Source organism: Bradyrhizobium genosp. A (assembly GCF_049949275.1).
In the GTDB taxonomy this organism is placed as follows: Bacteria; Pseudomonadota; Alphaproteobacteria; order Rhizobiales; family Xanthobacteraceae; genus Bradyrhizobium.
The window spans coordinates 3,923,075-3,949,535 of the sequence record NZ_CP188196.1 but is presented as its reverse complement, the minus strand read 5'-3'; the positions used below and the strand labels follow the sequence as shown (position 1 = coordinate 3,949,535).

The 26,461-nt window shown below is 64.0% G+C and carries 29 protein-coding genes; 15 read left to right on the top strand and 14 right to left on the bottom strand.

What is annotated here, in order from left to right:
• The first annotated feature begins 1 nt into the window (after position 1).
• A complete protein-coding gene (locus ACP2YP_RS18195) occupies positions 2–1,333 on the top strand; it encodes an ABC transporter substrate-binding protein (protein ID WP_426425776.1) in 1,332 nt (443 codons plus the stop codon).
• A gap of 75 nt (positions 1,334–1,408) precedes the next feature.
• On the opposite strand, the gene ACP2YP_RS18190 is transcribed toward ACP2YP_RS18195, so the two are convergent.
• On the bottom strand, positions 1,409–2,398 hold the full coding sequence (locus ACP2YP_RS18190) for a zinc-dependent alcohol dehydrogenase family protein (RefSeq protein WP_426425775.1): 990 nt from the start codon (positions 2,396–2,398) through the stop codon (positions 1,409–1,411).
• A 104-nt stretch (positions 2,399–2,502) separates the two neighbouring features.
• Here ACP2YP_RS18190 and ACP2YP_RS18185 point away from each other — a divergent pair, with 104 nt between their 5' ends.
• Together ACP2YP_RS18185 and rnd are read left to right on the top strand one after the other, a co-directional pair.
• Entirely contained in the window at positions 2,503–3,402 is a 900-nt protein-coding gene (locus tag ACP2YP_RS18185) for a LysR family transcriptional regulator (RefSeq protein WP_426425774.1), read from the top strand.
• A 357-nt stretch (positions 3,403–3,759) separates the two neighbouring features.
• The gene (rnd, locus tag ACP2YP_RS18180) at positions 3,760–4,959 is read left to right on the top strand and encodes a ribonuclease D (RefSeq protein WP_426425773.1); all 1,200 of its coding nucleotides are present in this window, start codon (positions 3,760–3,762) and stop codon (positions 4,957–4,959) included.
• 114 nt (positions 4,960–5,073) lie between these two features.
• On the opposite strand, the gene ACP2YP_RS18175 is transcribed toward rnd, so the two are convergent.
• The 5 genes from ACP2YP_RS18175 to ACP2YP_RS18155 form a co-directional block, all read right to left on the bottom strand.
• A complete protein-coding gene (locus ACP2YP_RS18175; RefSeq protein ID WP_426425772.1) occupies positions 5,074–6,456 on the bottom strand; it encodes an aspartate aminotransferase family protein in 1,383 nt (460 codons plus the stop codon).
• Positions 6,457–6,597: 141 nt separating this feature from the next.
• Complete coding sequence (locus ACP2YP_RS18170) at positions 6,598–6,777, bottom strand: hypothetical protein (RefSeq protein ID WP_426426491.1); 180 nt, start codon at positions 6,775–6,777, stop codon at positions 6,598–6,600.
• Positions 6,778–6,804: 27 nt separating this feature from the next.
• The gene (locus ACP2YP_RS18165; protein ID WP_426425771.1) at positions 6,805–7,368 is read right to left on the bottom strand and encodes an isochorismatase family protein; all 564 of its coding nucleotides are present in this window, start codon (positions 7,366–7,368) and stop codon (positions 6,805–6,807) included.
• Between the two features lie 25 nt (positions 7,369–7,393).
• Complete coding sequence (locus ACP2YP_RS18160; RefSeq protein ID WP_426425770.1) at positions 7,394–8,014, bottom strand: GNAT family N-acetyltransferase; 621 nt, start codon at positions 8,012–8,014, stop codon at positions 7,394–7,396.
• Positions 8,001–8,618: a hypothetical protein gene (locus ACP2YP_RS18155; protein ID WP_426425768.1), complete on the bottom strand. Its 618-nt coding sequence runs from the start codon at positions 8,616–8,618 to the stop codon at positions 8,001–8,003. Before ACP2YP_RS18155 ends, ACP2YP_RS18160 begins: the two co-directional genes overlap by 14 nt.
• A 71-nt stretch (positions 8,619–8,689) precedes the next feature.
• Between ACP2YP_RS18155 and ACP2YP_RS18150 the strand changes: the two genes are divergently transcribed.
• Positions 8,690–9,730: a LysR family transcriptional regulator gene (locus tag ACP2YP_RS18150; protein ID WP_426425767.1), complete on the top strand. Its 1,041-nt coding sequence runs from the start codon at positions 8,690–8,692 to the stop codon at positions 9,728–9,730.
• Between the two features lie 7 nt (positions 9,731–9,737).
• On the opposite strand, the gene ACP2YP_RS18145 is transcribed toward ACP2YP_RS18150, so the two are convergent.
• Positions 9,738–10,916: an autotransporter outer membrane beta-barrel domain-containing protein gene (locus ACP2YP_RS18145; protein ID WP_426425766.1), complete on the bottom strand. Its 1,179-nt coding sequence runs from the start codon at positions 10,914–10,916 to the stop codon at positions 9,738–9,740.
• 379 nt (positions 10,917–11,295) lie between these two features.
• Here ACP2YP_RS18145 and ACP2YP_RS18140 point away from each other — a divergent pair, with 379 nt between their 5' ends.
• The 3 genes from ACP2YP_RS18140 to ACP2YP_RS18130 all read left to right on the top strand — a co-directional run bounded on the left by ACP2YP_RS18140 (position 11,296) and on the right by ACP2YP_RS18130 (position 12,356).
• Positions 11,296–11,502, top strand: a complete 207-nt coding sequence (locus ACP2YP_RS18140; protein WP_007591938.1) for a cold-shock protein — start codon at positions 11,296–11,298, stop codon at positions 11,500–11,502.
• A 138-nt stretch (positions 11,503–11,640) separates the two neighbouring features.
• On the top strand, positions 11,641–11,943 hold the full coding sequence (locus ACP2YP_RS18135; protein WP_426425765.1) for a hypothetical protein: 303 nt from the start codon (positions 11,641–11,643) through the stop codon (positions 11,941–11,943).
• A complete protein-coding gene (locus ACP2YP_RS18130) occupies positions 11,940–12,356 on the top strand; it encodes a type II toxin-antitoxin system VapC family toxin (protein WP_426425764.1) in 417 nt (138 codons plus the stop codon). Before ACP2YP_RS18135 ends, ACP2YP_RS18130 begins: the two co-directional genes overlap by 4 nt.
• Before the next feature lie 40 nt (positions 12,357–12,396).
• Here the strand turns inward: ACP2YP_RS18130 and ACP2YP_RS18125 are convergent, their stop codons facing one another.
• The 3 genes from ACP2YP_RS18125 to purM are packed head-to-tail and all read right to left on the bottom strand — an operon-like array spanning position 12,397 to position 14,407.
• Complete coding sequence (locus ACP2YP_RS18125; protein WP_426425763.1) at positions 12,397–12,678, bottom strand: YrhB domain-containing protein; 282 nt, start codon at positions 12,676–12,678, stop codon at positions 12,397–12,399.
• Positions 12,678–13,334 carry a phosphoribosylglycinamide formyltransferase gene (purN, locus tag ACP2YP_RS18120; protein ID WP_426425762.1) on the bottom strand — a complete coding sequence of 219 codons (657 nt, stop codon included), beginning with the start codon at positions 13,332–13,334 and terminating at the stop codon, positions 12,678–12,680. The genes ACP2YP_RS18125 and purN overlap by 1 nt, the downstream gene beginning before the upstream one ends.
• Complete coding sequence (gene purM / locus ACP2YP_RS18115) at positions 13,334–14,407, bottom strand: phosphoribosylformylglycinamidine cyclo-ligase (protein WP_426425761.1); 1,074 nt, start codon at positions 14,405–14,407, stop codon at positions 13,334–13,336. The genes purN and purM overlap by 1 nt, the downstream gene beginning before the upstream one ends.
• Before the next feature lie 154 nt (positions 14,408–14,561).
• Here purM and ACP2YP_RS18110 point away from each other — a divergent pair, with 154 nt between their 5' ends.
• From ACP2YP_RS18110 to ppx, 4 genes are all read left to right on the top strand, one after another.
• Entirely contained in the window at positions 14,562–15,104 is a 543-nt protein-coding gene (locus ACP2YP_RS18110) for a CDP-alcohol phosphatidyltransferase family protein (RefSeq protein WP_426425760.1), read from the top strand.
• 92 nt (positions 15,105–15,196) lie between these two features.
• Positions 15,197–15,874: a chromosomal replication initiator DnaA gene (locus ACP2YP_RS18105; RefSeq protein ID WP_426425759.1), complete on the top strand. Its 678-nt coding sequence runs from the start codon at positions 15,197–15,199 to the stop codon at positions 15,872–15,874.
• A 141-nt stretch (positions 15,875–16,015) separates the two neighbouring features.
• A complete protein-coding gene (locus ACP2YP_RS18100; RefSeq protein ID WP_426426193.1) occupies positions 16,016–18,208 on the top strand; it encodes an RNA degradosome polyphosphate kinase in 2,193 nt (730 codons plus the stop codon).
• Positions 18,209–18,223: 15 nt separating this feature from the next.
• Complete coding sequence (gene ppx, locus ACP2YP_RS18095) at positions 18,224–19,726, top strand: exopolyphosphatase (protein WP_426425757.1); 1,503 nt, start codon at positions 18,224–18,226, stop codon at positions 19,724–19,726.
• A 50-nt stretch (positions 19,727–19,776) separates the two neighbouring features.
• Here the strand turns inward: ppx and ACP2YP_RS18090 are convergent, their stop codons facing one another.
• Both ACP2YP_RS18090 and ndk read right to left on the bottom strand, forming a co-directional pair.
• Positions 19,777–20,637, bottom strand: a complete 861-nt coding sequence (locus ACP2YP_RS18090) for a TerC family protein (protein ID WP_426425755.1) — start codon at positions 20,635–20,637, stop codon at positions 19,777–19,779.
• 43 nt (positions 20,638–20,680) lie between these two features.
• A complete protein-coding gene (gene ndk / locus ACP2YP_RS18085) occupies positions 20,681–21,103 on the bottom strand; it encodes a nucleoside-diphosphate kinase (RefSeq protein ID WP_426425753.1) in 423 nt (140 codons plus the stop codon).
• Between the two features lie 308 nt (positions 21,104–21,411).
• On the opposite strand from ndk, the gene ACP2YP_RS18080 reads away from it, so the two are divergent.
• The 3 genes from ACP2YP_RS18080 to ACP2YP_RS18070 all read left to right on the top strand — a co-directional run bounded on the left by ACP2YP_RS18080 (position 21,412) and on the right by ACP2YP_RS18070 (position 23,966).
• Positions 21,412–21,672, top strand: coding sequence for a sulfur globule protein precursor (locus ACP2YP_RS18080; RefSeq protein WP_148752965.1), 261 nt, complete (start codon positions 21,412–21,414; stop codon positions 21,670–21,672).
• A 211-nt stretch (positions 21,673–21,883) separates the two neighbouring features.
• The gene (locus ACP2YP_RS18075; RefSeq protein WP_426425751.1) at positions 21,884–22,057 is read left to right on the top strand and encodes a hypothetical protein; all 174 of its coding nucleotides are present in this window, start codon (positions 21,884–21,886) and stop codon (positions 22,055–22,057) included.
• 46 nt (positions 22,058–22,103) lie between these two features.
• The gene (locus ACP2YP_RS18070; protein WP_426425749.1) at positions 22,104–23,966 is read left to right on the top strand and encodes an ABC-F family ATP-binding cassette domain-containing protein; all 1,863 of its coding nucleotides are present in this window, start codon (positions 22,104–22,106) and stop codon (positions 23,964–23,966) included.
• A gap of 36 nt (positions 23,967–24,002) precedes the next feature.
• Here ACP2YP_RS18070 and ACP2YP_RS18065 read toward each other — a convergent pair whose 3' ends face one another.
• Positions 24,003–25,163: a YncE family protein gene (locus ACP2YP_RS18065; RefSeq protein WP_426425747.1), complete on the bottom strand. Its 1,161-nt coding sequence runs from the start codon at positions 25,161–25,163 to the stop codon at positions 24,003–24,005.
• 247 nt (positions 25,164–25,410) lie between these two features.
• Positions 25,411–25,566 carry a hypothetical protein gene (locus ACP2YP_RS18060; RefSeq protein WP_426425745.1) on the bottom strand — a complete coding sequence of 52 codons (156 nt, stop codon included), beginning with the start codon at positions 25,564–25,566 and terminating at the stop codon, positions 25,411–25,413.
• Between the two features lie 84 nt (positions 25,567–25,650).
• Here ACP2YP_RS18060 and ACP2YP_RS18055 point away from each other — a divergent pair, with 84 nt between their 5' ends.
• Positions 25,651–26,439, top strand: coding sequence for a class I SAM-dependent methyltransferase (locus ACP2YP_RS18055; RefSeq protein ID WP_426425743.1), 789 nt, complete (start codon positions 25,651–25,653; stop codon positions 26,437–26,439).
• Positions 26,440–26,461 lie beyond the last annotated feature (22 nt).

Below are 26,461 nucleotides of genomic sequence, written 5' to 3'. Positions count from 1 at the left end.
GATGCTGTTCTCCCGCAGGCTCATGCTCGGCCTCGCCATCGCAGGTTCTATGGCGAGCGCCCTCGCCGTCCCGGCGATGGCCGAAGGTCCGACCGAAATCGACCTGTTCTTCCCGGTGCCCGTCGACGGCAAGCTCGCCCGCGACATGGGCACGCTGATCAAGGAGTTCAATGAGGGTCACCCCGACATCAAGGCGACCGCGGTCTACACCGGCTCCTATGACGACACGCTGATCAAGACGCGCGCCTCGATCAAGGCCGGCAAGCCGCCGTCGGCCGTGATCATGTCGGCGAACTTCCTGCTCGACATGCAGATCGAGAACGAGCTCACCAATCTCGACAGCCTGATCGCCGCCGACGGCAGCACCAAGGAAAAATTCCTCGGCCAGTTCTTCCCGGCGCTGCAGGGCAACGCGGTGATCGACCGCTCGGTCTACGGCGTGCCCTTCCACAATTCGACGCCGCTGCTCTACATCAACGCGGACAAGGCGAAGGAAGCCGGCCTCGATCCGAACAAGCCGCCGCAGACCTGGGCCGAGCTGACCGACTGGGCCAAGAAGCTCACCAAGCGCGAAGGCGACAAGGTGACGCAATGGGGCATCGCGATCCCCTGCGCCTATGACTATTGCGGCTGGATGATGGAAACGCTCACCATGAGCAATGGCGGGCGCTACTACAACGAGGAGTTCGGCGGCGAGGTCTATTACGACACGCCCTCGATGCTGGGCGCACTGACCTGGTGGAGCGACCTCGTCTACAAGCACAAGGTTCACACGCCCGGCGCCACGCCGGGACCTGCCGTCAGCACCTCCTTCATCTCCGGCAACGCCGCGATGATGATGCTGTCGACGGGCTCGCTGACCTATGTGCGCGAGAACGCCAAGTTCAACTACAAGGTCGCCTTCATCCCGCGCAACGTCCGCAACGCCGTGCCGATCGGCGGCGCATCGCTGATCATTCCGGCGGGCGTCGAAGCCGACAAGCAGAAGGCCGCCTGGACGCTGATCAAGTGGATGACCTCGCCCGAGAAGAGCGCCTGGTGGAGCCGCGCGACCGGCTATTTCGCGCCCAACATGGCCGCCTACAAGACGCCTGACATGATCGACTTCCTCAACAAGAACCCGGACGCCAAGACCGCCGTCGAGCAGCTCGACGTCGCCAAGCCGTGGTTTGCGACCTACAAGACCGTGCCGGTGCGCAAGAACCTCGAGGACGAGGTGATGCTGGTTCTCAACGGCAAGAAGCAGCCGAAGGAAGCCCTCGTCGCCGCCCAGAAGGCTGCGGATGAGACGCTCAAGCCGTACAATGCGGAGACGTCGCTGAAGCTGCCGTAAGGCCAACTCCAACGACAAACGAACTTCGGCGCTCCGCGATGCGGGGCGCCGAATGCGTTTGGGGATAGCGCGATCTCAAATCGTCACCACGATCTTGCCGAACTGCTCGTTCGACTCCAGGAAGCGATGCGCCTCGACGATGTCCTCGAACCGAAACGTTCGGGCGATGATCGGCTTCAAGGTGCGGTCCACCAGCCCATCGAGGATGAAAGCCTTGGCCTTCGCGAGTCGCGCGGGATCGCGGGTGATCTCGTGCACGAGGTAACCGCGCAAGACCAGGCTCTTGGTCAGCACGTTGAAGAGCGGGAATGGCGTCGGCTCCGGGCTCAACCCGCCATATTCGATCAGGATGCCGCCCGGCGACATCGCCGCGGTCAGCGGCTCGAACGCGGGTCCGCCGACCGCATCAAGCACCACACGGACGCCGCTTGCACCGGCGATGTCCTCCAGCCGCGCGCGGATATCCTGTTCGGCCGACGCGATGACGTGTGCGGCGCCGGCATCGCGCAACGCCCGCTGCTTGGCCGGGGTCCGCGTCAGGGCGATCGGAACGGCCCCGATCCGGTTGGCGATCTGAATGGCCGCGAGCCCAACGCTACTCGACGCCGCCGTGATGGCGACGACGTCCCCTCGCGCCAGTCCGGCGATGTCGATCAACGCACCGTAGGCCGTGAGATATTGCATCCACACCGCAGCCGCCGTCTCGAAATCCAGCTCGGGCGGATGCTTCACGACGAGCTGGGCGGGAAACGTCGCGAGCTCGGCATAGGCCGGCCATCGCACCATCGACAGCGGCGGCACGATGCTGACGGCGTCGCCCGGCGCGAAGCCGGCAACATCCTCTCCGACAGCCTCGACGATGCCCGCCGCCTCCAGTCCAAGGCCGGACGGAAACGTCGCGGTCTCGATGTAAGTCCCCCTCCGCAACAGGGCTTCCGCTCGATTGAGGCCGAGCGCCTTGACCCGGATCTGCACTTCGCCCCGTGCCGGCGGCGCGACGTCGATGCTCTCGATGCCCAGTACTTCGGGGCCGCCATGCCGGTGAAAGCGAACGATTCGGGCCATTGGATCCACTCCAAAACAATTGAACTGAATGGAGCTATGCCGCGCCTGCGGAAGCGGATAAATCGCAGGAAGACGCGAACAGTCAAAACCTGGAGTTTTCAATCATGGACCGCCTGACCAGTATGGCCGTGTTCGTCAAGGCGGTCGATCTCGGCTCGTTCGCGGCCGCGGCCGACGCCTTCGAGATATCAGGGCCGATGGTCGGCAAGCATGTGCGCTTCCTCGAAGAGCGCCTTGGCGTCCGCCTCCTCAACCGCACCACCCGCCGCCAGAGCCTGACTGACGCCGGGCAAGCCTATTACGAGCGCTGCCGTGCGGTGCTCCACGAAGCCGAGGCCGCCGACGCGGTCGTCGCCAACGAACTCTCCGAGCCGCGCGGCAGGCTGCGGGTGACCATGCCCGCCCTGCTCGGACGGCACTGCATTGCTCCCTTGCTGATGAAGCTCGCGCGAAAGTATCCGCATCTCGAGCTCGACCTCTCGTTCGGCGACCCGATCGCTGACATCATCGAGGCCGGCTATGACCTCGCGATCCGGACCGGCGATCTCGATGACCAGTCCGGTCTGATCACGCGACGCATCGCGAGCCAGCGCATGGTGGTGTGCGGCGCCCGCTCGTACTTGCGCGCCAACGGCAAGCCGAAGACGCTCGACGATCTCTCCGCGCACCAGGCGATCATTTATCGCCGCTCCGGGCGCGTCCGGCCGTGGCTGTTTCCGCAAGCAGGCCAGCCGCCGCGCGAGATCATGCCTTCTGGCAGGCTGAGGCTCGATGATCTCGATGCCATCGCCGATGCGGCCGCGCAGGGCATGGGGCTCGCCTGGTTGCCCTATTGGCTCATCCGCGAACGCCTCGACGCCGGCGCGCTGATCGGTCTCTTCCGCCGCCAGGGCGAATTCCTCTACGACTGCCACGCGCTATGGCCGCGTTCGCCCCGGATGCCGCCAAAGGTCCGCGCCGCCGTGGATGTCCTGGCCGCCGCCCTACCGAAGCTGATGACATGATGGTGGCCCCTGTGCGCACCGTTAACCCCGCGTCCACCATCCGGCCCGCCCCGCCGCCGGTAACCATTAGAATTAACAGACCCTCAACGCACAGCCGACAAATCTAACGGTGTTTCTGGAGATTTCCGCCGTGGATTTGCTGGTTTTCGAGTTCCTTGGGTTGGCGCTGGTTGGCATGTGCCTGATCGTGGTGGCGCTGCCCTGCGCGCGCAAATCCTCGCACCGGATCCGCTACGAGTAGGAATTTCGGCGGTAAGAGCGATTCCGGTCCGAATGCAAGGCTCGAATTCGCTTAGAGCCCCTTGACATCACAGCGCTTTCGGCAGAACGGCTGATGGCAAGTGTCATGGGCCGTTCATGGATTTGATTACCACCACTGCTGACCTCGCGGCTGCCTGCAGCCGGCTGGCCAAGCACACCGTCATTACGGTCGATACCGAATTCCTGCGCGAGACCACCTATTACCCGCTGTTGTGCGTGGTGCAGATGGCCAGCCCCGAGGAAGCGATCGTCATCGACACCCTGGCCGAGGGCATCGACCTCAAGCCGTTCTTCGAGCTGATGGCGAACGAGAGCGTGCTGAAGGTGTTTCACGCCGCGCGTCAGGACATCGAGATCATCTGGCACCAGGCCAACATCATTCCGCATCCGGTGTTCGACACCCAGGTCGCGGCCATGGTGCTCGGCTATGGCGAAAGCATCGCCTATGATGCCCTGGTCGAGAAGGTCACCGGCCACCGCCCGGACAAGACCCATCGCTTCACCGACTGGTCGCGCCGTCCGCTGACCAAGGAGCAGATGCACTACGCGGTCTCCGACGTCACTCACTTACGCGATGTCTTCGCCGCCCTCGACGCCGATTTGAAGAAGCGCCGCCGCAGCGAATGGGTCTCCATCGAGATGGAGGTTCTGACCTCGCCCAAGACCTACGACTTCCACCCCGAGCGCGCCTGGGAGCGGCTGAAGACGCGGGTGCGCAAGCCGAAGGACCTTGCGGTCCTGATGGAGGTCGCCGCCTGGCGCGAGCAGGAGGCGCAGAGCCGCGACGTGCCACGCGGCCGCGTGCTGCGCGACGAAGCCGTCAGCGACATCGCCACCCACGCGCCGAACACGCTGGAGAAGCTCGCCCATCTTCGCTCGGTGCCGAAGGGCTTTGAGAAGTCCAAATGGGGCGCGGACATCGTCGCCGCGGTCGAGCGCGGCCTGGCACGGGATCACTCCACGCTGCCGAAGCTCGAGAAGCCGCGCAACAACAACAATGGTGCCGCGACCGTCGAGCTTCTGAAGGTGCTGCTGCGCATGACCGCCGAGCGGCATGCGGTCGCGAGCAAGGTGATCGCAACCGTCGATGATCTCGAGGAGATCGCGGCCGATGACGAGGCCGACGTGCCGGCGCTGCGCGGCTGGCGCCGCGAGCTGTTCGGTGACAACGCGCTGAAGCTGAAGCGCGGCGAGCTGGCGCTGGCGATCGAGAAGGGCCGCGTGATCGGGGTGACGCGGGTGGAGCCTGGCCAGCGAGATCTTCTCAACGCCGGCAGAGCCAATCCCTCATCCTGAGGAGCGCGGAACGCGCGTCTCGAAGGATGAAGGCCCGGTCCTCGGCCTCGCCCTTCGAGACGCGCGCAAAGAGCGCGCTCCTCAGGGTGAGGGTCGGCTATCTCTGATGCCTCACTAAGCCGGCGGCAGCTTCGCCACTTCCGGCTGCATGTCGTTGAGCACGCCTGAGATCGCCGCGATCAGCTCGTCGATCTGGGCCTTGGTGACGATCAGCGGCGGGCAGATGGCGATGGCGTCCAGCATGTTGCGCGAGATTACGCCGCGCTCCTGCAGCATGCGGCTGGCCATGCCGCCGACGGCACCGGGCGTCGCGGCTGCGTTCTTGCGGCCCTTGTCGAGCACGAGCTCGATCGCTGCGATCATGCCGACGCCGCGGACCTCGCCGACCAGCGGATGGCTGGTGAGCTCGCGCAGCTTGCCCTGCATGTAGCCGCCGAGTTCGGCGGCATGCGCGACCAGGCCGCGCTCCTCGATGATCTTGAGGTTTTCGAGCGCAATCGCCGAGCCGACCGGATGGCCGCCCGCGGTAAAGCCGTGACCGAGCACGCCGATCTTGTTGCTCTCGTCTGCGATCGGCTCGAACATGCGGTCGTTCATGATGATCGCCGACAGCGGGAAATAGCTCGAGGTGATCTGCTTGGAGACCACGATCGCGTCCGGCTTGATGCCGTAGGTCTCGCAGCCGAACATCTTGCCGGTGCGGCCGAAGCCGCAGATCACCTCGTCCGCAACCAGCAGGATGTCGTACTTGTTCAGCACCTTCTGGATCTTGTCCCAATAGGTTGCCGGCGGCACGATGACGCCGCCCGCCCCCATCACCGGCTCACCGAAGAAGGCCGCGATCGTATCAGGCCCTTCCTTCTGGATCAGCGCGTCGAGCTCCTCGGCCCGGCGCGTCGCAAAGGCTTCCTCGCTCTCGCCGGGCGCGCCGTCCTTGTAGAAATGCGGCGAGCCCGTGTGCAGGATGTTCGGCAGCGGCAGGTCGAACGAGCGGTGGTTGTTGGGCAGGCCGGTGAGGCTCGCCGACGCAATGGTGACGCCGTGATAGGCGCGCATGCGGCTGATGATCTTCTTGCGCTGCGGCTGGCCGAGCGCGTTGGAGCGGTAGGCGATCAGCTTGAGGACGGTGTCGTTCGCCTCCGAGCCGGAATTGGTGAAGAACACCTTGCTCATCGGCACCGGCGCGAGCGCCACCAGCTTCTCGGCGAGGTCGATCGAGGGCCCGTGCGATTTGGCCGAGAAGGTGTGATAGAACGGCAGCGCCTGCATCTGCTTGTGCGCGGCCTCGACCAGCCGCTTCTCGTTGAAGCCGAGCCCGACGCTCCACAGGCCCGCCATCGCCTCGAAATAGCGCTTGCCCGACGCATCGAACACGTAGGGCCCCTCGCCGCGCTCAATCACCAGCGGACCGGCCTGCTGATGCGCGCGCGCGTTGGTGTAGGCGTGGAGCTGGTAAGCCACATCCCGGGCTTCTTGCGAATTGGGCAGCATGGACATTTGCGGGATCCCTTAAGTCGTCACGTCGCCGGCGCGGCTCACGTCATCACTTGGCTATTGCCATGAGACAGAACTTGCAACGCCAATTCGTCGGCAGCAAGCGCTCAGCAGCGATGCACAAAGCCGCACACAAGACCGCGCTCAGGCAGCGCCGTCGTCATTCCCCGCATCGCCTGCTGCGGCTTCCCTCACCTCGACCAGCGCCATCGACAGCAGATAGACCGTCGTGGGCAGACCGACCCGGCGCGCCGCCTCGATGGCACGCGACAGGTCGCTCGCCAGCTCCTTGAACTCGTCCTCCCGAGACAATGTCCCACCCACCCCATCCATCCGCCGATCGCGTCCCGCTCAGACCGCGACGGCGCCGCTGGTTCTGATCAGTTCGGCGCTGGACTGGAGTGTAGCAAAGCTGGCGATGACATTCACCACCGACTGTTTGTAGGCGGCCGCCTCGCCCGTTCCCGGCTGCCGGCAAGCCACGGCATCGACGACCACCTGATAGCGGTGGCTGCGGTGAAATCCCTCGACGACGGTGGCCAGGATGGTCTCGTCGAGGGAAAAGCCTGTTACCACGTAGCGCACATTGCGGATGCTGGACATGTAGTCCACGAAACGCGACGAGCTGTAGGCCGACGGCAATGGGTGCTCGAACGTCATCTCGCCCGGACGCGGCCTCGTCTCCGCGATCCAATCGGTCAGCCTGGATGACGGATTGAACCACGCCGCCTGCGCGATGCGCTTCAAATGCATCACCGGCCAGAGGTTGCTGCGCCACAGCGTCAGCAATTCCAGGCACCGCGAGGTGGCGGCGTCGCCATCGAGAATGACGTGGCGACGCCCGGGGGTCAGATATTCGACCTGAAGGTCCGCGCAGACCAGGACCAGCGGATCGTCGTGGATGGAGACCAGCATCGTCTTGCGCAGAGTTGCACCAGTTTCAGCGGTCGGCGAGCGCGAGGCCCCGCAGCGGCGATGTCACCGCCCGCCCCGCCGAGGCATCGAGCACGCCCGGACGGTCCCAGTCGCCCTCAGGACGGATGATCACGTAGGGATCGCTGTCCAGCGTGATGGCGTCCGGCCCCGGTTCGATCTCCAGCAGCATTTCCGTGTAGGAGAAATCCGAGAAGGTGATCTTGCGATTGTGGCCGAGCGGCTTGGCGCCGAAATGAGCCCAGAAATCGACCAGCCGGTCCTGAGCCTGACCATAGATCTTGCGGAACCCCTTGCGCTTCACATAGTCGACGCTGGCCTGCACCAGCTTGAACGAGATGCGCGAGCGCCGGTATTGGTGACGCACGGCAAGCCGCTCGACCTTGGCGAAGTCGCCGAAGAAGCGCACCCGCAGACAGCCCGCAGGCTCGTTGCCGATATAGCCGATGAAATGTGCGGCAACCATGTCGTTGCCGTCGAACTCCTCATCGAACGGACAATCCTGCTCGGCGAGATAGACCGCGGAGCGAATGGCCGTGACCAGCATGAGGTCGCTCGGATCGCGCGCAAGGCGAACGGTGATCGCGCGGGAGTCAGGCTTGGCGAGAGGAATCCTAGTGCCGTGCATCTGAAAAACTCCTTGCTTGGATGATCGCGCCCGGCATGCGCATCGGCTCCCGGTGCCAGGGGCGCTCGTAACACCAGAGGTCGGGCTGGAAGCTCGAAATGGGCGCGAAACCCGTAGCCTTCATGATTTCGCGTCCGGCCACGGTTGACGGCTGCGCATAGCAGTCCGCGCCGCGAAACCTTATCTGGCGGAGATGAGCCGCGGCCTTGCCGAGACCGGCGATGCCACGGCCGGTCGCCGCCATCGCCCAGATGTAGATCGCCGCAACATCGTCATTCGCGGCAGCGAGGTAGCGCGTCCCGGGCGCTGTCAGACAGATATCGTCGAGCAGCAATGCATCATGTCCGCGATCATTGAGAAACAGGAAGGCCATGCCGCCGAGCAGATTGCCGTTCCGTGTGAACGTCAGGATGCTCTCGGGATCGAAGGCGAAATATTTCGCAAGCTCCATCGCCCCGATCTGCACGCCCGGCACCAGCCGATGCGCCATTTCCGAAAGCGCGCCGATTTCCTCAAATTGCGCGCAATGGACATCCAAGTCGGGGCTGAGCGGCAAGGCATCGAAATCATGCCTTGCGGCAAACGAGCCCCTTTCCATACTCATGTCGTCCCTCTATCGTTCAGGGGTTTTGTACGCCGCTATCAGGAGAAGCTTAGCGGCAGGAGATCAGGAGTATGCAGCAAGTATTGCACCGGGGTGCTGCAATGATGCAGCACCATGAAGAAGCGCTAAATGCGTCATGGGATGATTTGAAACTGTTTTTAGCCTGCGCAAAATTTAAAAGTTTCCGAAATGCGGCCGAAGAGCTCGGGCTCACCTCCACCACATTGATGCGCCGGATCGACCGGCTCGAAGACAGCATCGGCTGCAAGCTTTTCCTGCGCGACCAGAGCGGGCTCACGCTCAGCGACGAAGGCACCGCGATGATTGCCGACGTCGCGCATATGGAGCGTCACGCCTTCAACGTCTTCCGCCGCGCCTCGCGATCCTCGAACGATACGTCGGGGACGGTGCGCGTCGCGGTGACGGAGGGCCCCGGCAATTTCTGGATCCTGCCGCGGCTGATCGATTTCCAGAAGACCTATCGCAAGATCACGGTCGACCTGCGTTGTGCGATGGAGCAGGCCGACGTCGCGCGGCTGGAGTCGGACATTGCGATCCAGCTCGAGCCGCCGACCAATCCCGACCTCATCGTCGCCAAGCTCGGCCGGCTGCACATCTATCCGTTCGTCTCCAGGGACTATGCGGACCTCTACGGCGTGCCGGCGACGCTCGCCGATTTGCCGAGCCACCGCATCATCAAGCAGAGCGCGCCGCAGGTCGACGACGGCGCCTATGCCCGCGTGCTCGGGTTGAAATCGCTGGAAGGTATCGTCGGGATCAAGACCAATTCGTCCGTCGGCGTGCTCTACGCGGTCGAGCGCGGCGCCGGGATCGGCTTCCTGCCGACGGTGTCGATCGCGCTTGGCGCGCCGCTCGTCGCCGTCGACCTCGGCGTCAGCCACCACGCCGACCTCTGGCTCACCTATCACAAGGAGTTCCGCGCCTCCGAGCGGCACAAGATCGTGGTCGACTGGCTGAAGAAGATCTTCGACCCCAAGACCCATCCCTGCTTCCGCGACGAGTTCATCCATCCGAACGCGCTGGTGCCGATGATGACGGCCGCACGCGAAGGCTTTGGATTGACGGGCTATGTCGCGGCGACGCCAAACTGAGCGCGCCTTACCACCGATATTCGAAGCCGATCGTGCCCTGGTGCGACGTCAGCTCGTTGCGGAACTTGCCGTCGTAATTGACGTAGAGCCGCGCGGTGTTGGTCAGGCTGAGTGAGGCAGACGCGCCGGCGTCCATGCCGTAACGGCTCTCGCCGATGCCGGGGACGACGATGTTCTGGGTCCCGAGGCTGACCTGGACCGAGCCCAGATCCTGATAGAAATTGTCGACGAACTTGCCGTAGGCTGAGAGGTCCAGGATCTTCTGGTCGAAGATGAAGTATCGGCCGATCTCGGCGCCAATCATGACCCGCGCGCGCGCAATCGCGCTTGAGCCGACGTTGAGTGGATCGAGCCCGCCGGCCTCCTGGAACGCCGCGCCGGTGGCCCGCACATATTCGAGCGCGCCCTTGGGCACGATGCGCATCTGGTCCTTGGTCCAGTAATAGCTGATCTCGGTCAGCGCACCGTCGACCGCCGCACGATAGCCCGCCGTCGCAAAGCCAAAGCCGGTGTCCCGGCTGGAGTGGACCTTGCCGAAACCGTGCACCACCGCAAAGGCCCAGGTCCACGGTCCCTTGTCGACGGAGCCGTTGAAGCCGATCTGGGTCAGGTCGAGCGTCGCCGACTGCAGCGCGAGCGGCACGTCAATGTCGGTGTGGCTCTGGTCGACCGAGAAGCCGAGATTGACGCCCGGCGCGACCCGCGCACCGAAACCGGCGACGCCGCCGAACGTCTTGCGCTTGTCACCGACGAAATCGCCCTGCGGATCGGTCCGGACCGAAACGCCGTAGCCCTCGTACCAGGTGCGGTAGCGCGGATCCTCCGTGCTCGCCGAGGCCCCGCCACCGCCGGGATTGGTACGGAACGCGCGATTGGCGCCGCCGGAGGCCTGGTTGCCGAGGCGTTCCAAAAATCCCGAACCGAGATTGAGGGTGCTGTTGCCGACCGACGGATCGTAATTTGTGGCTGTCGGGACCGGCACCGGGGTCGGCGACGGCGACGGCGTGGGTGTGGGTGTGGGTGTGGGTGTGGGTGACGCAGTCGGCGTCGGAGACTGCGCAAGGCCTGATGTCGCCGGCATCATCACGATGACTGCAAAGGCCATGGTGATCGCCGTCACAATCCGGCGGACACAGTCCAGCCCAATCGTCTGCCGTGGCCCGGAGGGCTGCAAGGCGCAGCGCATGACGATACTTCCCAAAGCAAAAAGGCGGCCCGCAAAAATGCAACACGAACGGCGAGCAGGTGCAGCGATTTGTGCTGAACTGCCACGGACGGTCAACCGTTTGCCGGGCGATCACGGAGGCTATTGCCCTCGGTTGTGGTTCCGCTGCCACAGGTCGCAAATAGCGGATTGCGATGCCCGGCACGGCCTTGAAATCCGCGTACGGCTTGCTAACGCGCGATTTTCATGTTGCAATATCAGACACAATCGGAATTGGCGCTCGGCTGTGCGTTTCGCGACATTGAGACTCAAGACTCGAACAGACTTCCGGAAGCCCGTTTGTGGCGTGGCACGCGAAAAGCGGCCGCGTCTTTTTTGTATCTAGCGGAGGAGACGAACGATGCCACAAAAGGGCACCGTCAAATGGTTCAACCCGACCAAGGGCTATGGGTTCATCAAGCCGAACGGCAGCGATAAGGACGTGTTCGTCCACATCTCGGCCGTCGAACGTGCGGGACTCTCGACCCTGAATGAGAATCAGGTGGTTGAATACGACCTCGTGGAGAACCGCGGCAAAGCGTCCGCGGAGAACCTCAAGGTCTCCTGATTTCTCTCAAAGCGACGTGCGAGAGATCATCATGACGTTGCCCCCGGCTCTGCCGGGGGATTTTGTTTGTACGTCATCTCTCCATTGCATCCTCTGAATTTCCGGTTATATTACCGGACATTCAGATCGAGGTGAGCCGTGGCAACCAAATCCCAACGAAAGGCAACCCGAACCCATCGGCGCCGCGCTGCGGCGCGGGGTCTTGTGCGGGTGGAAGTCCAGGCCGCAAAAAAGGACGCAAGCCTTATCCGTGCTTTGGCCGAAACCCTGCGCGACAAACCAGAGAGAGCCGCGGCACTTCGATCGACGCTTGCCAACGCCCTCCTCAATCCTGACGTCAGGACGGCGTTTGACGTCTTTGGTTCCGAGCTTCCCGATGAAGCCTTCGACGGGGTGTTCGATCAGCCACCGCGCGACAGCTGGCGAGAAGTCGACTTGTGAAGTTTCTGATCGATACGAACGTCATTTCAGAAATTCGCAAGCGCGAACGCGCCGACCCCAATGTCATTCGATGGGTTAACCAGACCTCAGCGGAAGACATCGGGACCAGTGTCCTGGTTCTGGCCGAAATTCGTCGGGGCATCGAACTGAAAAGACGAAGCGATCCGCTCCAGGCGAAATCTCTCGACCGATGGTTTTCGCAGATGAGGATCCGGCTTGCCGATCGGGTTCTCCCAATCGATGAGACCATCGCCGAGACCTGGGCTCTCCTTGGTATTCCCAATCCGCTGCCGCTCATTGACAGCCTTCTCGCAGCCACGGCCAAGGTGCATAGCCTGACATTGGTGACACGCAACATTGCCGATATCGCAGCGACGGGCGTATCGTTGCTCGATCCGTTTTCAACGCAGTAAGAGTTCGAGGGAACCTTGTTTTGCGAGGAGTTCGCGAGGTCTAGATCGAGGATTTTCGAAATTGCGCAAGCGCGTCTTCCCAGGGAGTAGCAGTCGGAAGGTGATGAACACACCCGGCCCGATCGACAAGTATGGGACCGTTTCCGGCAAGTCGGGAACTAGAGTTGCCGGTTTCGATATATTCTCGGGTATTGTAGAAGAATATCCACCCTTCCGCGACCTCAAGGGTCTGCTCGGAAACAAGCGCAAGATCATCGCCGCAGGCAATGCCGACTTTCATCACTTCGGCTTGAGCAAGTGCCATAGCCTGGTCGGGCGACATCAGGTGGTGACCACAGGCGCAACCAGAAAATTCTCCGACGCCGAACTGCCCTCCGTCCTGCACACGTCGCCCTCGATCCGGACCTTGCCAGTCGCAAGCAGGCCCAGCGCCGCAGGATAGATGCGATGCTCGACTTCGAGGATGCGCTCCGACAGGGTATCGGCCGTGTCGTGATCGCTGACGGGCACCGCACCCTGCATCACGATCGGACCCGCGTCGGTCTCGGGGATGACGAAGTGCACCGTCGCGCCAGACAGCTTGACGCCGGCGCGCAAGGCTTGGCCATGCGGGTCGAGGCCCGGGAACGACGGCAGCAGTGACGGATGGATATTGAGCATCCGTCCGTACCAGGCCTTGGCGAATTCGGCGGTGAACAGGCGCATGAAGCCGCCCAAACAAATCAGCTCGATGCCGTGCTGGTCGAGCGCGGCCTGCAGCATCGCCTCGAAGCCGGCGCGGTCCTTGCCGAACGGCTTGCTCTCGATCACCTGCGTTTTCACGCCGGCCGCCTTGGCCCGTTCGAGCCCAGGCGCATCGGCCTTGTTCGAGATGACGAGCGAAATCTCCGCCGGGAAATCCGCCGTAGCCGCTGCCTTGATCAGCGCGGACATGTTGGAGCCACGGCCGGAAATCAGGATGGCGACGCGGCGCTTCATCACAGCGCCAGGTCGAGATGGCCGTTATAGACGACGCGATGCTCGCCCTCGGCCGGGATCACGGTGCCGAGCTGTGCCACGGTCTCGCCGGCATCGGTGAAGACCCGCACAACTTCGTCGACCTTCTCGGGCTCGACAATCGCGATCATGCCGATGCCACAATTGAAGGTCCTGAGCATTTCGAGCTCGGCGATGCCGGCTTGCGCCGCAAGCCATTTGAACACCGGCAGCACCGGCAGGCGCGCCAGATCGATGCCGACGCCGAGATGCTTCGGCAGCACGCGCGGAATGTTGTCGGTGAAACCGCCGCCGGTGATGTGGGCGAGGCCCTTCACCGCAGCCGTTTCGCGGATCGCCCGCAGGCAGGATTTGACGTAGAGCCGCGTCGGCGTCAGCAGCGCGCCGCCAAGCGTCATCACCGGCGCGAACGGCGCCTGCGCCTCGAAGCCGATGCCGGACTGTTCCACGATCTTGCGCACCAGCGAGAAGCCGTTGGAGTGCACGCCCGACGAGGCCAGGCCGATCACGGCGTCGCCCGCGGCAATGTCCTTGCGCGGCAACAGCGTGCCCCGCTCGGCGGCGCCGACGGCAAAGCCGCCGAGATCATAGTCGCCATTCTTGTAGAGGCCGGGCATTTCGGCGGTCTCGCCGCCGATCAGGGCGCAGCCGGACTCGCGGCAGCCGTCGGCGACGCCGGCGACGATCGCCGCCGTTGCCTCCGGGTCGAGCCTGCCGCAGGCAAAATAGTCGAGAAAGAACAGCGGCTCGGCGCCCTGCACCACGAGGTCGTTGACGCTCATGGCAACGAGGTCGATGCCGATCCCGCCATGCAGGCCGGTCTCGATCGCGATCTTGACCTTGGTGCCGACGCCGTCGGTGGCCGCGACCAGGACGGGATCCTTGAAGCCGGCCGCCTTGAGGTCGAACAGGCCGCCGAATCCACCGATCTCGGCGTCGGCGCCGGGCCGTGCGGTGGCGCGTACCATCGGCTTGATCAGGTCGACCAGGCGGTTGCCCGCGTCGATATCGACGCCTGAATCGGCGTAAGTGAGGCCGTTTTTGCGGTCGGTCATGCCCGATTTCCAGTGGGTTTGCGGCTGGTTACGTCGAATTCCGGGGACGCGCAATGGCAAGCGTGGCGGCCCACCCTATAGTATGTAGATATCAACCGGTTCAGCCTCCAAACGGGCCGGATTCGAGGTCAGGCCGGGTGCCGGGAAGCGCCGCGTGAGTATTCCGAACATCATTACGCTGGGCCGCATCATGCTGGTCCCGATCATCGTCTGGGCCATCGTGTCGAGCCAAATGGAGGTCGCGTTCGCCGTCTTCCTGGTCGCCGGCATCAGCGACGCCGTCGACGGCTTCCTGGCCAAGCGGTTCAACATGGCGAGCGAGCTCGGCGCCCTGCTCGATCCGCTCGCCGACAAGGCCCTGCTGGTCTCGATTTACCTGTCGCTCGGCATCTGGGGCGACATCCCGCGCTGGATCGTGATCCTGGTGGTGTCGCGCGACATCATGATCGTCACCGCCGTGATCGTGTCCTGGCTGTTCGACAAGCCGGTCGAGATGAAGCCGTCGAAAGTATCCAAGCTAAACACAGCAGCTCAGGTCGCCTACGCGGCCCTGGTGCTGGCCGCGCTTGCCTTCGGCTTCCAGGCGGCGCCCTATGATATGATCCTGATGGGCTTGGTCACGGTGTTCACGCTCTCTTCGGTGTCACTCTATCTCGTCGAGTGGCTACGGCACATGAGCACGATCGACGGCAAATGAGCTGGGATACGGCCCCGCAAAAGGCCAACTCCCGCCCGATATGCCGAATCTCATCAAGCAAAGCCGGCGCGCCGGCACGGAGCAAAGCAAGCGTGGCAGGCCGCGTTCATCCCCGACAATTGGCGTTTTCGCTTCCGCACGCGGAGAGCCTCAGCCGGGACAATTTTCTCGAAGGCCCCGCCAATGCTGCCGGGCTCGCCCTGATCGACGGCTGGCCGGAATGGCCGAACCGGGTCATGTCGCTCGCCGGCCCCGAAGGCTCAGGCAAGAGCCATCTCGCCGCGATCTGGGCCGAGGAGGCCGGCGCCCGCTCCACTTCGGCCAATGCGTTGACCGCAGCCAGCGTCCCCGGCGCGCTCGCGACCGGCGCGCTGGTGGTCGAGGATCTCAAGGCCGGGGATTTTGACGAGCGCGCCCTCTTCCATCTGATGAACCTCGCCCGCGAGGACGACGCCTATGTGCTGTTCACCGGACGCGAGGCACCGGCGGCGGTGGAGGTCGAGCTCCGCGACCTCCGCTCCCGGCTTCGAACGATTCCCGTGATTTCACTCGCGCCGCCGGACGACCAGCTGTTCCGCGGCCTGATCGTCAAGTTCTGCGCCGACCGCCAGCTCTCGGTGGACGAAAGCGTGGTAAGCTACCTCGCGACCCGGCTGGAGCGATCGTCGGCCGCGGCCCGGCGCGCTGTGGAACTACTCGACGGCGAGGCGCTGCGGCTCGGCCGCCCCGTCACCCGGGCGCTCGCGGCCGAGCTGCTCCGGGACGCCTGACCGCCGAATCCCCTTAGCGCCGCTTGACGCGGCGCGGCGGCGGAACATCAATGTCATCGAAACGTCATCGCGCTAACACATGCTCCGGCCGGTTTTGCGCATAAGTCGCAAATTGGGGCGAACTGGATGGACCGACTTCTCATGGACTCCGCGCAAGCTGTTGAAACGAAAGAGAAAGCCACGGAAGCTGAGGCCCTGCCGGCGATTGCCTCGAGCCCTGAGCGATTCATCAATCGCGAGCTCTCCTGGCTGCATTTCAACCGCCGCGTCCTGGAGGAATCGGTCAACGCCAGCCACCCCGTGCTGGAGCGGGTGCGATTCCTGTCGATTTCCGCAAATAACCTCGACGAGTTCTTCATGGTCCGCGTCGCCGGCATCAAGGCGCAGATCCGCGAGGGCATCGCTGAACGCGCCCCCGATGGCCTGACGCCGTCCGAGCAGCTCGCGCTGATCAACCGAACCGTCTCCAAGCTCGCCTCCGACCAGCAGGCGATCTGGGCTGATTTGCGTGGCACGCTCGCCGACGTCGGCATCGTGCTGGTCGACGGCAAAGAGGTCACCAAGGCGGAGCGGACCTGGCTCGAGGATTATTTCCTCAACAACGTGTTCCCGCTGCTGACACCATTGGCGATTGATCCGGCCCACCCGTTTCCGTTCATCCCGAGCCTCGGCTTCACCATCGCGCTTCAGCTCACGCGTGCCATCGACGGCAAGCAGATGAACGCGTTGATCCGCATGCCCGGCAAGATCGACCGCTTCATTCGCCTGCCGGGCGACGGCAAGGTGGTGCGCCTGATCTCGCTGGAGCAGGTGACCGGCCTTTTCATCAATCGCCTGTTCCCCGGCTACAGTCTCCACGGCCAGGGCTCCTTCCGCATCATCCGCGACTCCGAGCTCGAAATCGAGGAAGAGGCCGAAGACCTCGTCCGCCTGTTCGAGACCGCGCTGAAGCGCCGCCGCCGCGGATCGGTGATCCGGCTCGAGATCGACGCCAAGATGCCGGAGCAGCTGCGCAGCTTCGTGCAGCACGCGCTCTCGGCGGCCGACGACGAGGTGTTCCTGGTCGACGGCGTGCTCGCCATGAACGAGCTGTCGCAGCTCACCCGTCTCGACCGGCCCGATCTCGAATTCACCCCTTACGTGCCGCGCCATCCCGAGCGCGTGCGCGAGCATGGCGGCGACATCTTTGCCGCGATCCGGCAGAAGGACCTGGTCGTCCATCACCCCTACGAATCCTTCGACGTGGTCGTGCAGTTCCTGCAACAGGCCGCGCGCGATCCTGACGTCGTCGCGATCAAGCAGACGCTCTATCGCACCTCCAACAACTCGCCGATCGTGCGCGCACTGGCCGAAGCGGCCGAAGCCGGCAAGTCCGTCACCGCGCTGATCGAATTGAAGGCGCGCTTCGACGAAGAAGCCAACATCCGCTGGGCGCGCGACCTCGAACGCGCCGGTGTGCAGGTCGTCTACGGCTTCCTCGAGCTGAAGACGCACGCAAAACTCTCGATGGTGGTGCGCCGCGAGGGCGGCAGCCTCACCACTTACGTCCATACCGGCACCGGCAACTATCATCCGGTCACCGCGCGTATTTATACGGACCTCTCCTACTTCACCTCGGAACCGACCATCGGCCGCGACGCCGCGCGCGTATTCAACTTCATCACCGGCTACGCGGCGCCGAGCGATCTGGAAAAGATGGCGGTGTCGCCGCTGACCCTGCGCAAGCGCATCATCGAGCACATCCAGGGCGAGACCGAGCACGCGCGTCACGGCAAGCCCGGCGCGGTCTGGATGAAGATGAATGCGCTGGTCGACCCCGATATCATCGACGCGCTCTACGAGGCGTCACAGGCGGGCGTGCAGGTCGAGCTCGTGGTCCGCGGTATCTGCTGCCTGCGCCCCGGCATTCCCGGCCTGTCGGAGAACATCCGCGTCAAGTCGATCATCGGACGCTTCCTGGAGCACGGCCGAATCTACTGCTTCGGCATGGGCCAGGGCCTGCCGAGCGCGAAAGCGGCTGTGTATATCTCGTCGGCCGACATGATGCCGCGCAACCTCGACCGCCGCGTCGAGGTGCTGTGTCCGCTGCAAAATCCCACGGTGCATCAGCAGGTTCTCGAACAGATCATGGTCGCGAATCTGAAGGACAATGAGCAGAGTTGGCAATTGTTGCCGGACGGGTCCTCAACGCGTATGAAGACCGCGAAGGGCGAGGAGCCTTTCAACGTGCACAATTACTTCATGACAAATCCGAGTCTGTCTGGCCGTGGAAAGTCGCTCAAGGAATCCTCGCCGCGCCGTCTCACGCGCCGAAACGAACGCCATCAGTCCTGACCGGAGAGCTTTGCCGTGAAACGCCCGCGCAAGCGTGGCGCTAGCGTCGCGGTCATCGACATCGGCTCCAACTCGGTTCGTCTCGTCGTCTACGAGGCGCTGGCGCGGAGCCTGATTCCGATCTTCAACGAGAAGACGCTGTGCGGCCTCGGGCGTGAGGTGCAGAGCACGGGTCTGCTCGCGCCCGACGCCGTCGACAAGGCGCTGACCTCGCTGAAGCGCTTCCGCGCGCTGTGCCGCGTGATGCAGGTCGGCCGCGTGTTTGCGATTGCGACCGCGGCCTGCCGCGACGCTTCCAACGGCCCCGACTTCATCGCGAAAGCCGAGCGCATCTGCGCCGTGAAGATCGAGATCCTGTCCGGACCGCGCGAGGCGAAGCTGTCGGCACTCGGCGTGATCTCCGGCATTCACCGCCCCGACGGCATCGTCGGCGATCTCGGCGGCGGCTCGCTCGAGCTGATCGACGTGCGCGGGAACAGCGTGCGCAGCGGCGTGACGCTGCCGCTCGGAGGTCTCGCACTGCAGGACCTCGCGCACAAATCGCTGAAGCGCGCCGACCGCATCGTGCGCGAGGCGATCGACGAGGTGCCGCAGCTCGCCGCCGGCCGCGCCCGCACCTTCTACGCCGTCGGCGGCACCTGGCGCGCGCTCGCCCGCATCCACATCATCCAGAGCGGCTATCCGCTCCAGGTGATGCACGGCTATTCGATTCCCGCGACCGAGGCGCTCGATTTTGCCCGCCGCCTGCGGCGCCTCGCCGCCGTCGACATGCTCGCCGACATCGAGGTCGTCGCCGATGCGCGGCGCCCTCTCCTTACCTACGCAGCGCTGGTGCTCGAGCACATCATCCGGGTCGCAAAACCGAAGACCATCGTGTTCTCGACCTTCGGTGTGCGCGAGGGGCTGCTGCACGAGAAGCTGCCCGAGGCCGAGCGCAACAAGGACGGTCTGATCTGCGCCGCCGAAGAGCTGAACCAGCTGTTGTCACGCTCGGCCAAGCACGCCCGCGAGCTGATGACCTGGACCGATCGTCTGGCGCGCGTGGTGAAGTTGCGCGAGACCGAGGAAGATCGCCGTCTGCGCCACACCGCCTGTCTTCTGTCCGACATCGGCTGGCGCGTCCATCCCGACCATCGCGGCGAGCAGACGCTGAGCCTCGTGGTCAACGCGAATTTCGGCGCGATCGACCACCGCGAGCGCGCCTTCGTCGGACTGTCCGTGTTTTATCGCTATGCCGGCTTGAGCGAAGAGAACCAGCCGCCGCTGACGATGCAGGAATTGCTGACACCGGCGCAGCTCGAACGCGCCCGCCTCCTTGGCGCGGCATTCCGTGTCGCGCATCTGATCTCGGCGGCACGTCCTGGCGTGCTGTCCGCCACGCATTTCCGCAGTCAGGGGCGCAATCTGATGCTGGTGTTCGAACACCGGCTCGGCGATCTCGTCGCCGACCGTGTCGGCAGCCGCTTCAAGCAGTTCGCCCGCCTGATCGGGCGCAGCGGATCGATCGTGCGGCGCTAGTTCACCTCCCCCAGCGGGGAGAAGTGAAAGCACCTCTTCCTCGCAAGAGTTTATTCCACCGAGACCTTGGCGTGTTGCTCGGAGGCTTCGAGCGCGGCCTTGCTCAGGCTGCGCCGGCGCCAGATCGAGCCGACCAGCAGCACGACGACGACACCGAGCGCGGCGCAGAGATATTCGGCGCCTCCGCCCCCATGGGCGAATTGCGGCGGGATGTGCAGAGCGCCGAGCATGTTGTCCAGCGAGGCGCCGAACGGACCTTCGGATAGCAAGTGCAGCTTCGGCACGATGCCGGGATCGGTCGCGATCACCTCACCCGCGATCCAGCCGAGCAGCGCAGCGCCAGCCCAGACCAGGATCGGCAGCTTCGACAGCAGCGCCATGATCAGCGCTGCGCCGGCGACGATCAGGGGCACGCTGATGGCCAGGCCGAGCACCAGGAGCGGCACGCTGCCACTGGCGGCCGCGGCGACCGCAATGACGTTGTCGAGGCTCATGACGATGTCGGCGACGACGACGATCTGCACTGCTTGCCACAGATGCGAGGCCGACTCGACGCCGTCCTCGTCCTCGTTCTCCGGCACCAGCAGCTTTGCCGCGATCACGATCAGCGCGAGGCCGCCGACCAGCTTGAGGTACGGCAGCGCCATCAGGCTCGCGACGATGCCGGTGAAGATGATTCGCAGCAGCACGGCGGCGCCGGCGCCGAGCACCATGCCCCACAGCCGATGCCGCGGCTTCAGGCCGCGGCAGGCAAGCGCGATCACCAGCGCGTTGTCGCCGGACAAAAGGATGTTGATCCAGATGATCTTGCCGACCGCAATCCAGAAGGTCGGCTCGGCCATCTCATTGCGGAACTGGGTGAAGAATGCCTCGATCGTGGCGGGATCGAAGATCTGCCAGAGCCAGTTCACAATCAGTCCTTTCGCCCCGTCGACTTAACTCATCGGCTGAAGCTCAGCCGACGATCTCGTTGCCCGAGAAGAACTGCGCGATTTCGATCGCGGCGGTCTCCGGGGCGTCCGAGCCGTGGGCGGAGTTCTCGCCGATCGACTTTGCGTAGAGCTTGCGGATGGTGCCCTCGGCCGCCTTGGACGGATCGGTCGCACCCATGGCGTCGCGGTACTTGGCGACGGCGTTCTCGCCTTCCAGCACCTGGACGACGACCGGGCCGGAGGTCATGAACTCGACAAGCTCGCCGAAGAACGGGCGGGCCTTGTGGACGGCATAGAACATCTCGGCCTGTTCCTTGGTCATGCGGATGCGCTTCTGCGCGACGATGCGCAGGCCCGCCTTCTCGATCACGGCGTTCACGGCGCCGGTCAGGTTACGCGCGGTCGCGTCGGGCTTGATGATCGAGAAAGTGCGTTCGATGGCCATGATCTTGTCCTTGAAGAGAAAAAGGTGGTTCGGAGTTGCGGGGCTTATATCGGCGCCTTCGCGATCCGGCAAGCGACCGCCGGAACGGCCTGGCGGGCGCTTCGCCGCAGGCTAAGGACCGGATTCCAACATGGATTACAACGATTTCACTCAGATGAACCCAATCTGAAGGCTCTATCAGGGTTTGGTTCAGCCTCGCTGGCGTAACGTCAGGTCTATCGAAACCAAAGCCTCCTCCGGAGGCGGAGCGTTTCGGCGGCCTTTCCATCGGCGCGATAGCCCCGCGCCGGCAGTTTGAGGAGATCATCATGTTGAGGAAACTTTCGCTCGCTGCAGTCGCCGCGGTCGCGCTGGGTGCCGCGCTGGCCCCCACCTCCGCGTCCGCTCACTGGCATGGCGGCGGCTGGGGCTGGCACGGCGGTGGCGGCTGGCATCACGGCGGCTGGGGCTGGGGCGGACCGCGCTTCTACGCCGCCCCCGTCTCCTACGGTTATGGCGGCTGCTATGTGCGTCGGCTGGTCCCGACCCCCTGGGGACCCCGCTGGCGGCTGATCAACCGCTGCTACTGAGCCCAATACTTTCCTGAGGTACCGTTCCCCCCCGGCGGTACCTTCCAAGAGAGGCCCCGGCGTTCCCCCCGCCGGGGCCTTGCATTTGGGCAGATGCGGCGAGTTCATACAATTTTTACTAGAATACCAGGCATCCCCAACGCCCGGCGAAACATTTTCGGGGCCAGTGACTTGGTACCGTGTCGTTACTTCAAAAACACGGAACCTCGCAATGGCTGGCCTTTTTCCCAATGACAGCGAACAGATCGACCGGCGCACCAGCCGCTCGATCTGTGATGCCGTGGGCGAACGGCTTCAGCAGAGCCTCCGTCCCGAACCCCGGCTCCCCACGCATCTCGAGCAGCTGATGGACGAGTTGAGGAAGCGCGAGCGCGAGTCCCACTAACGAAAAATCGGGTTGCGTTTAATCCCGCCTGCGGTGACAAGGCCGCATGCTCTCCATCACCGACCTTTCCATCCGCCTCGCCGGACGCCTTCTGATCGATAGCAGCTCCGTGCAGATCACACCCGGATCGCGCGTCGGCATGGTCGGCCGCAACGGCACCGGCAAATCGACGCTGTTCAAGGTGATCCGCGGCGAGCTTGCGGCCGAGCACGGCTCGGTGACGCTGCCGCCGCGCTGGCGGGTCGGCAGCTTGGCGCAGGAAGCCCCGAACGGCCCCGAAAGCCTGATCTCGGTCGTGCTCAAGGCCGACCTCGAACGCGACGCGCTGCTTCACGAAGCCGAGAGTGCCACCGACCCGCACCGGATCGCGGAGATCCAGACCCGGCTCGTCGACATCGACGCGCACTCCGCCCCGAGCCGCGCCGCCGCGATCCTGTCCGGTCTCGGCTTTTCCGCCGCTGACCAGATGCGCCCTTGCGCCGAATTCTCCGGCGGCTGGCGCATGCGCGTCGCGCTGGCGGCGACGCTGTTTGCAGCCCCTGACTTGCTGCTGCTCGACGAGCCCACCAACTATCTCGACCTCGAAGGCACGCTGTGGCTCGAGGATCACCTCGCGCATTATCCGCGCACGGTGATCGTGATCAGCCATGACCGCGACCTGCTGGAGAGCTCGGTCGACCAGATCCTGCATCTGGAGCGTGGCAAGCTCACGCTCTACAAGGGCACCTACTCCTCCTTCGAGGAGCAGCGCGCCGCGCGCGAGCTGCTCGACGCCAAGCAGGTCAAGCGCCAGGAGGCCGAACGCGCGCACCTGCAAGCCTTCGTGGACCGCTTCAAGGCCAAGGCCTCCAAGGCGCGCCAGGCCCAATCACGCGTCAAGATGCTGGAACGGCTGAAGCCGATCCGGGCGCTGGTGACGGAGGACGTGCGCGAGATCACGTTCCCGGCGCCGGAAAAGATTTTGTCGCCGCCGATCATCGCCGTCGACAATGCTTCCGTCGGCTACGATCCGGCAACGCCGGTGCTCAGCCGCGTGACGCTGCGCATCGACAATGACGACCGCATCGCGCTTCTCGGTGCCAACGGCAACGGCAAGTCGACACTTGTCAAACTGCTCGCCGCGCGTCTTGCGCCGTTCTCGGGGAAAGTGACCCGCGCCGACAAGCTGTCGATCGCCTATTTCGCGCAGCATCAGCTCGACGAGCTGAACGAGGACGCCTCCGCCTACGACCATATCCGCAAGCTGATGGGCGATGCGCCCGAAGCCAAGGTGCGTGCCCGCGCCGGCGCGATCGGCTTCTCCGGCAAGGCGGCCGATACCAAAGCGGGAAAGCTCTCCGGCGGCGAGAAGGCACGGTTGCTGTTGGGGCTTGCCACCTTCTTCGGCCCCAACATGATCATCCTGGACGAGCCGACCAACCATCTCGACATCGACAGCCGCGCTGCGTTGGCCGAAGCGATCAACGATTTTCCCGGCGCGATCATCATGGTCTCGCACGACCGCTATCTGATCGAGGCCTGCGCCGATCAGCTCTGGATCGTCGCCGACCGCACCGTGACCAATTACGACGGCGACCTCGACGAGTACCGCCGCCTGGTGTTGTCCTCGCGCAACGGCGAGCCCGCTCCGCGCGAGCGCAGCGCGCCGAGCGAGAAGCCGCAGCGACCGAGATCTGACAATCGCGGCTCGCTGAAGAAACGCATCGCGGAGGCCGAAAGCGAGATTGCGCGCGTCAGCGACATCATCGCCAAGATCGACACCGCACTCGCCCTGCCCGACATTTTTACGCGCGATCCCAAGCAGGCCGCGCAGCTCTCAAAGGCACGCGCGAATGCCGCTGACGCGCTCGCGCGCGCGGAAGAACAGTGGCTCGAGGCGAGCGCGCAGTTCGACGAGGCGGCGAGCTAATAGCGGACGGTAGCCGCGGATTCAGCTCGCCTTACTTTACCGTGCCGGCCCCCGCATCGAGGCCGGCTGCCCCGGCAATTTCAGCTTTGGCCCGACTTCGGTCAGCTTGCCGCCAGCGAGCGCAAACACCTGCAAGTCCTTGTCGATGTAGTTAGCTACATAGAGGTAATCGCTGTTCGGGCTATAGACGACGCCCTCCGGCAGGCCACCGAGCGGCGCACGGGCGGTGACTGTCAGCTTGCCACCCTCGCCGATCGACATCAGAGCCAGTTCGCCAGTCTTGGTCTTGAACCAGTCGCTGTCCTTGGCGGAGGTGCCGAGCAGCAGCGGGGCAGCTGCAGTCTTGCCGTCTGGCGCGATGGCAAAACCTTCCGGTCCGATGCCGGGGCTCATGACGTCGACCACGTGGGGATGCGGCCCCGTCGCTTCGATGATCACCTCGGCATCGGCGTTGTTCTTCCCTGCAGCAGTGTTTGAGGCAATGACGTATTTGCCATCAGGCGTGAAGTCGATGTTGTAGGGATTGAATGCCGATGGAATGTCCAGCGACTTGTCGTAGGTGACCTTCTCACCATCGATGGACAGCACACCGATCCTGTTCGCGAGGTTCAGGCAGACGAAAGCGCGCTTGCCATCGGGTGCGATGACCACCGCCGCAGCCTGCTGCTCTACAGGCACCTCGGCGATCGCCTTGACCGTCAAACCGTGGATCGAGACAACAGAGACACTCTTGCCGTCTCGATTGGCAATCAGGGCGAGGTCGCCCTTCTTTGAGATCGACAGGCCGGACGGCTGCCGCCCAACGGTGACCGTATCGATCAGCCTTGGCGGCTCTGCCGTGAGATCAATCACGTATAGCTTGTCATCCGGGACCGCCTTCCAGGAGTTCCCCTCCTGAACGTGAATCACGGAATTCGCGACCAGGCCCAGCTTGCCATCTGGCGTGATTTGCAGGTTCGTGGGCGGGCCAAGAAGGGAGTTCGTCAGCGGCAGGCTGGCGCGAATCCTGGGCTTGGCGGGGTCTGAGATGTCTACAACAAGCACGGCGTCGTTTGCTGGAGCGCCGTTGGTCTGGCCTTCGGGACCATAGGTAATCTTGCTATCAAGGCCTATCAGCATGTCATTGGTTCCGGCGATTGCCCAGCCGCTGGCCATGAGGCACAGGCACGTCGCGCAAAAAACACTGCGTAAATGCATGATGCGTTTCCTAATCACCCGGCTCATTTCTGGACGAGCCTGTTCTTCTACCGTACCTCGCAGCCTTTATGGCCCGCAACCCATACCACTCCGACGCGGCGAAAACTTTCGAGCCGCGCGAAATCGGTTATTGGATCACCAGATCAGCGCGCGCGAGCAGCACGGGCGGCAGATCGCACGCCAAGCGCCTTGACCGTCTCAAGCGCCTTGACCATCTCAAGCGCCTTGGCCATCTTCAGATTGTTGATCAACTGGTAACCGCGGGCGCCTGGATCGGCAGATCGTTCGGCGAGGCGCCTTCTTGAATGCGATCGATATAGTCGACGGGGGCGCTGAATATGCAGGCCGTGCTTCCAGTCGGAAAATGTCCGAGCCCGCAAATTGTCTGCAGCATGTCGCGCACGGTTCGGCTCCGTGCTAGGAAACAAGGATCGGCCTTTTCAGCCCGAAGGAATTTGCATAGGTCGTAGTTGAGGAAATATCTCAGATGTCATCACCCGAACCGATCAAATTCACCGACGGCGCGGCTTACGAGCGCTTCATGGCGCCCTGGAGTCGATCAGCCGGGACCCTGTTCCTCGACTGGCTGGCGCCCCACCCTGGACTGGCCTGGGCGGATGTCGGTGCCGGCAACGGCGCGTTCACCGAGCTCCTGCTTGCGAAGTCCGCCCCTTCATCCGTTTGCGCGATCGATCCCTCCGACGCACAGATTGCGACGGCGCGCCAAAAACTATCGGCAAAGCAGGTCGAGCTGTCGATTGGCGATGCGATGGCCCTTCCCTACGAGGCCAACCGCTTCGACGTCGCAGTGATGGCACTGGTGCTGTTCTTTGTCCCCGACCCACGCAAAGGCGCCTCGGAAATGGTCCGCGTCACCAAGCCCGGCGGCATGGTCGCGTCCTACACCTGGGACATTATGCGAGGCGGCACACCTACCCAACCCTTGTGGGAAGAGACAGACGCTATGGGCATCCCCGCAGCGCGCCCGCCGAGTGCGGACGTATCGCGTTTCGAGATGCTCAAGGCGCTCTGGGCGGAGCTCGGTCTTCGCGACGTCGAAACCCGCGAGCTGGTCGTCGAGCGGACATTTGCTGACTTCGACGACTATTGGCTCTCCATGGTCGTCAGCAGCCCGAGCGGCGTGTTGGGAAAGCTGTCGGAAGTCGAGAGCGCGGAGCTGAAGCGCCGATTACAGGCGCGATTGCCGGCGAGCGCGACCGGTGAGATCACGGTTCATTCGAGCGCGACTGCAATCAAGGGACGCAAAGCCGCTTGATGGTCTGGACGAGCATCCGCAG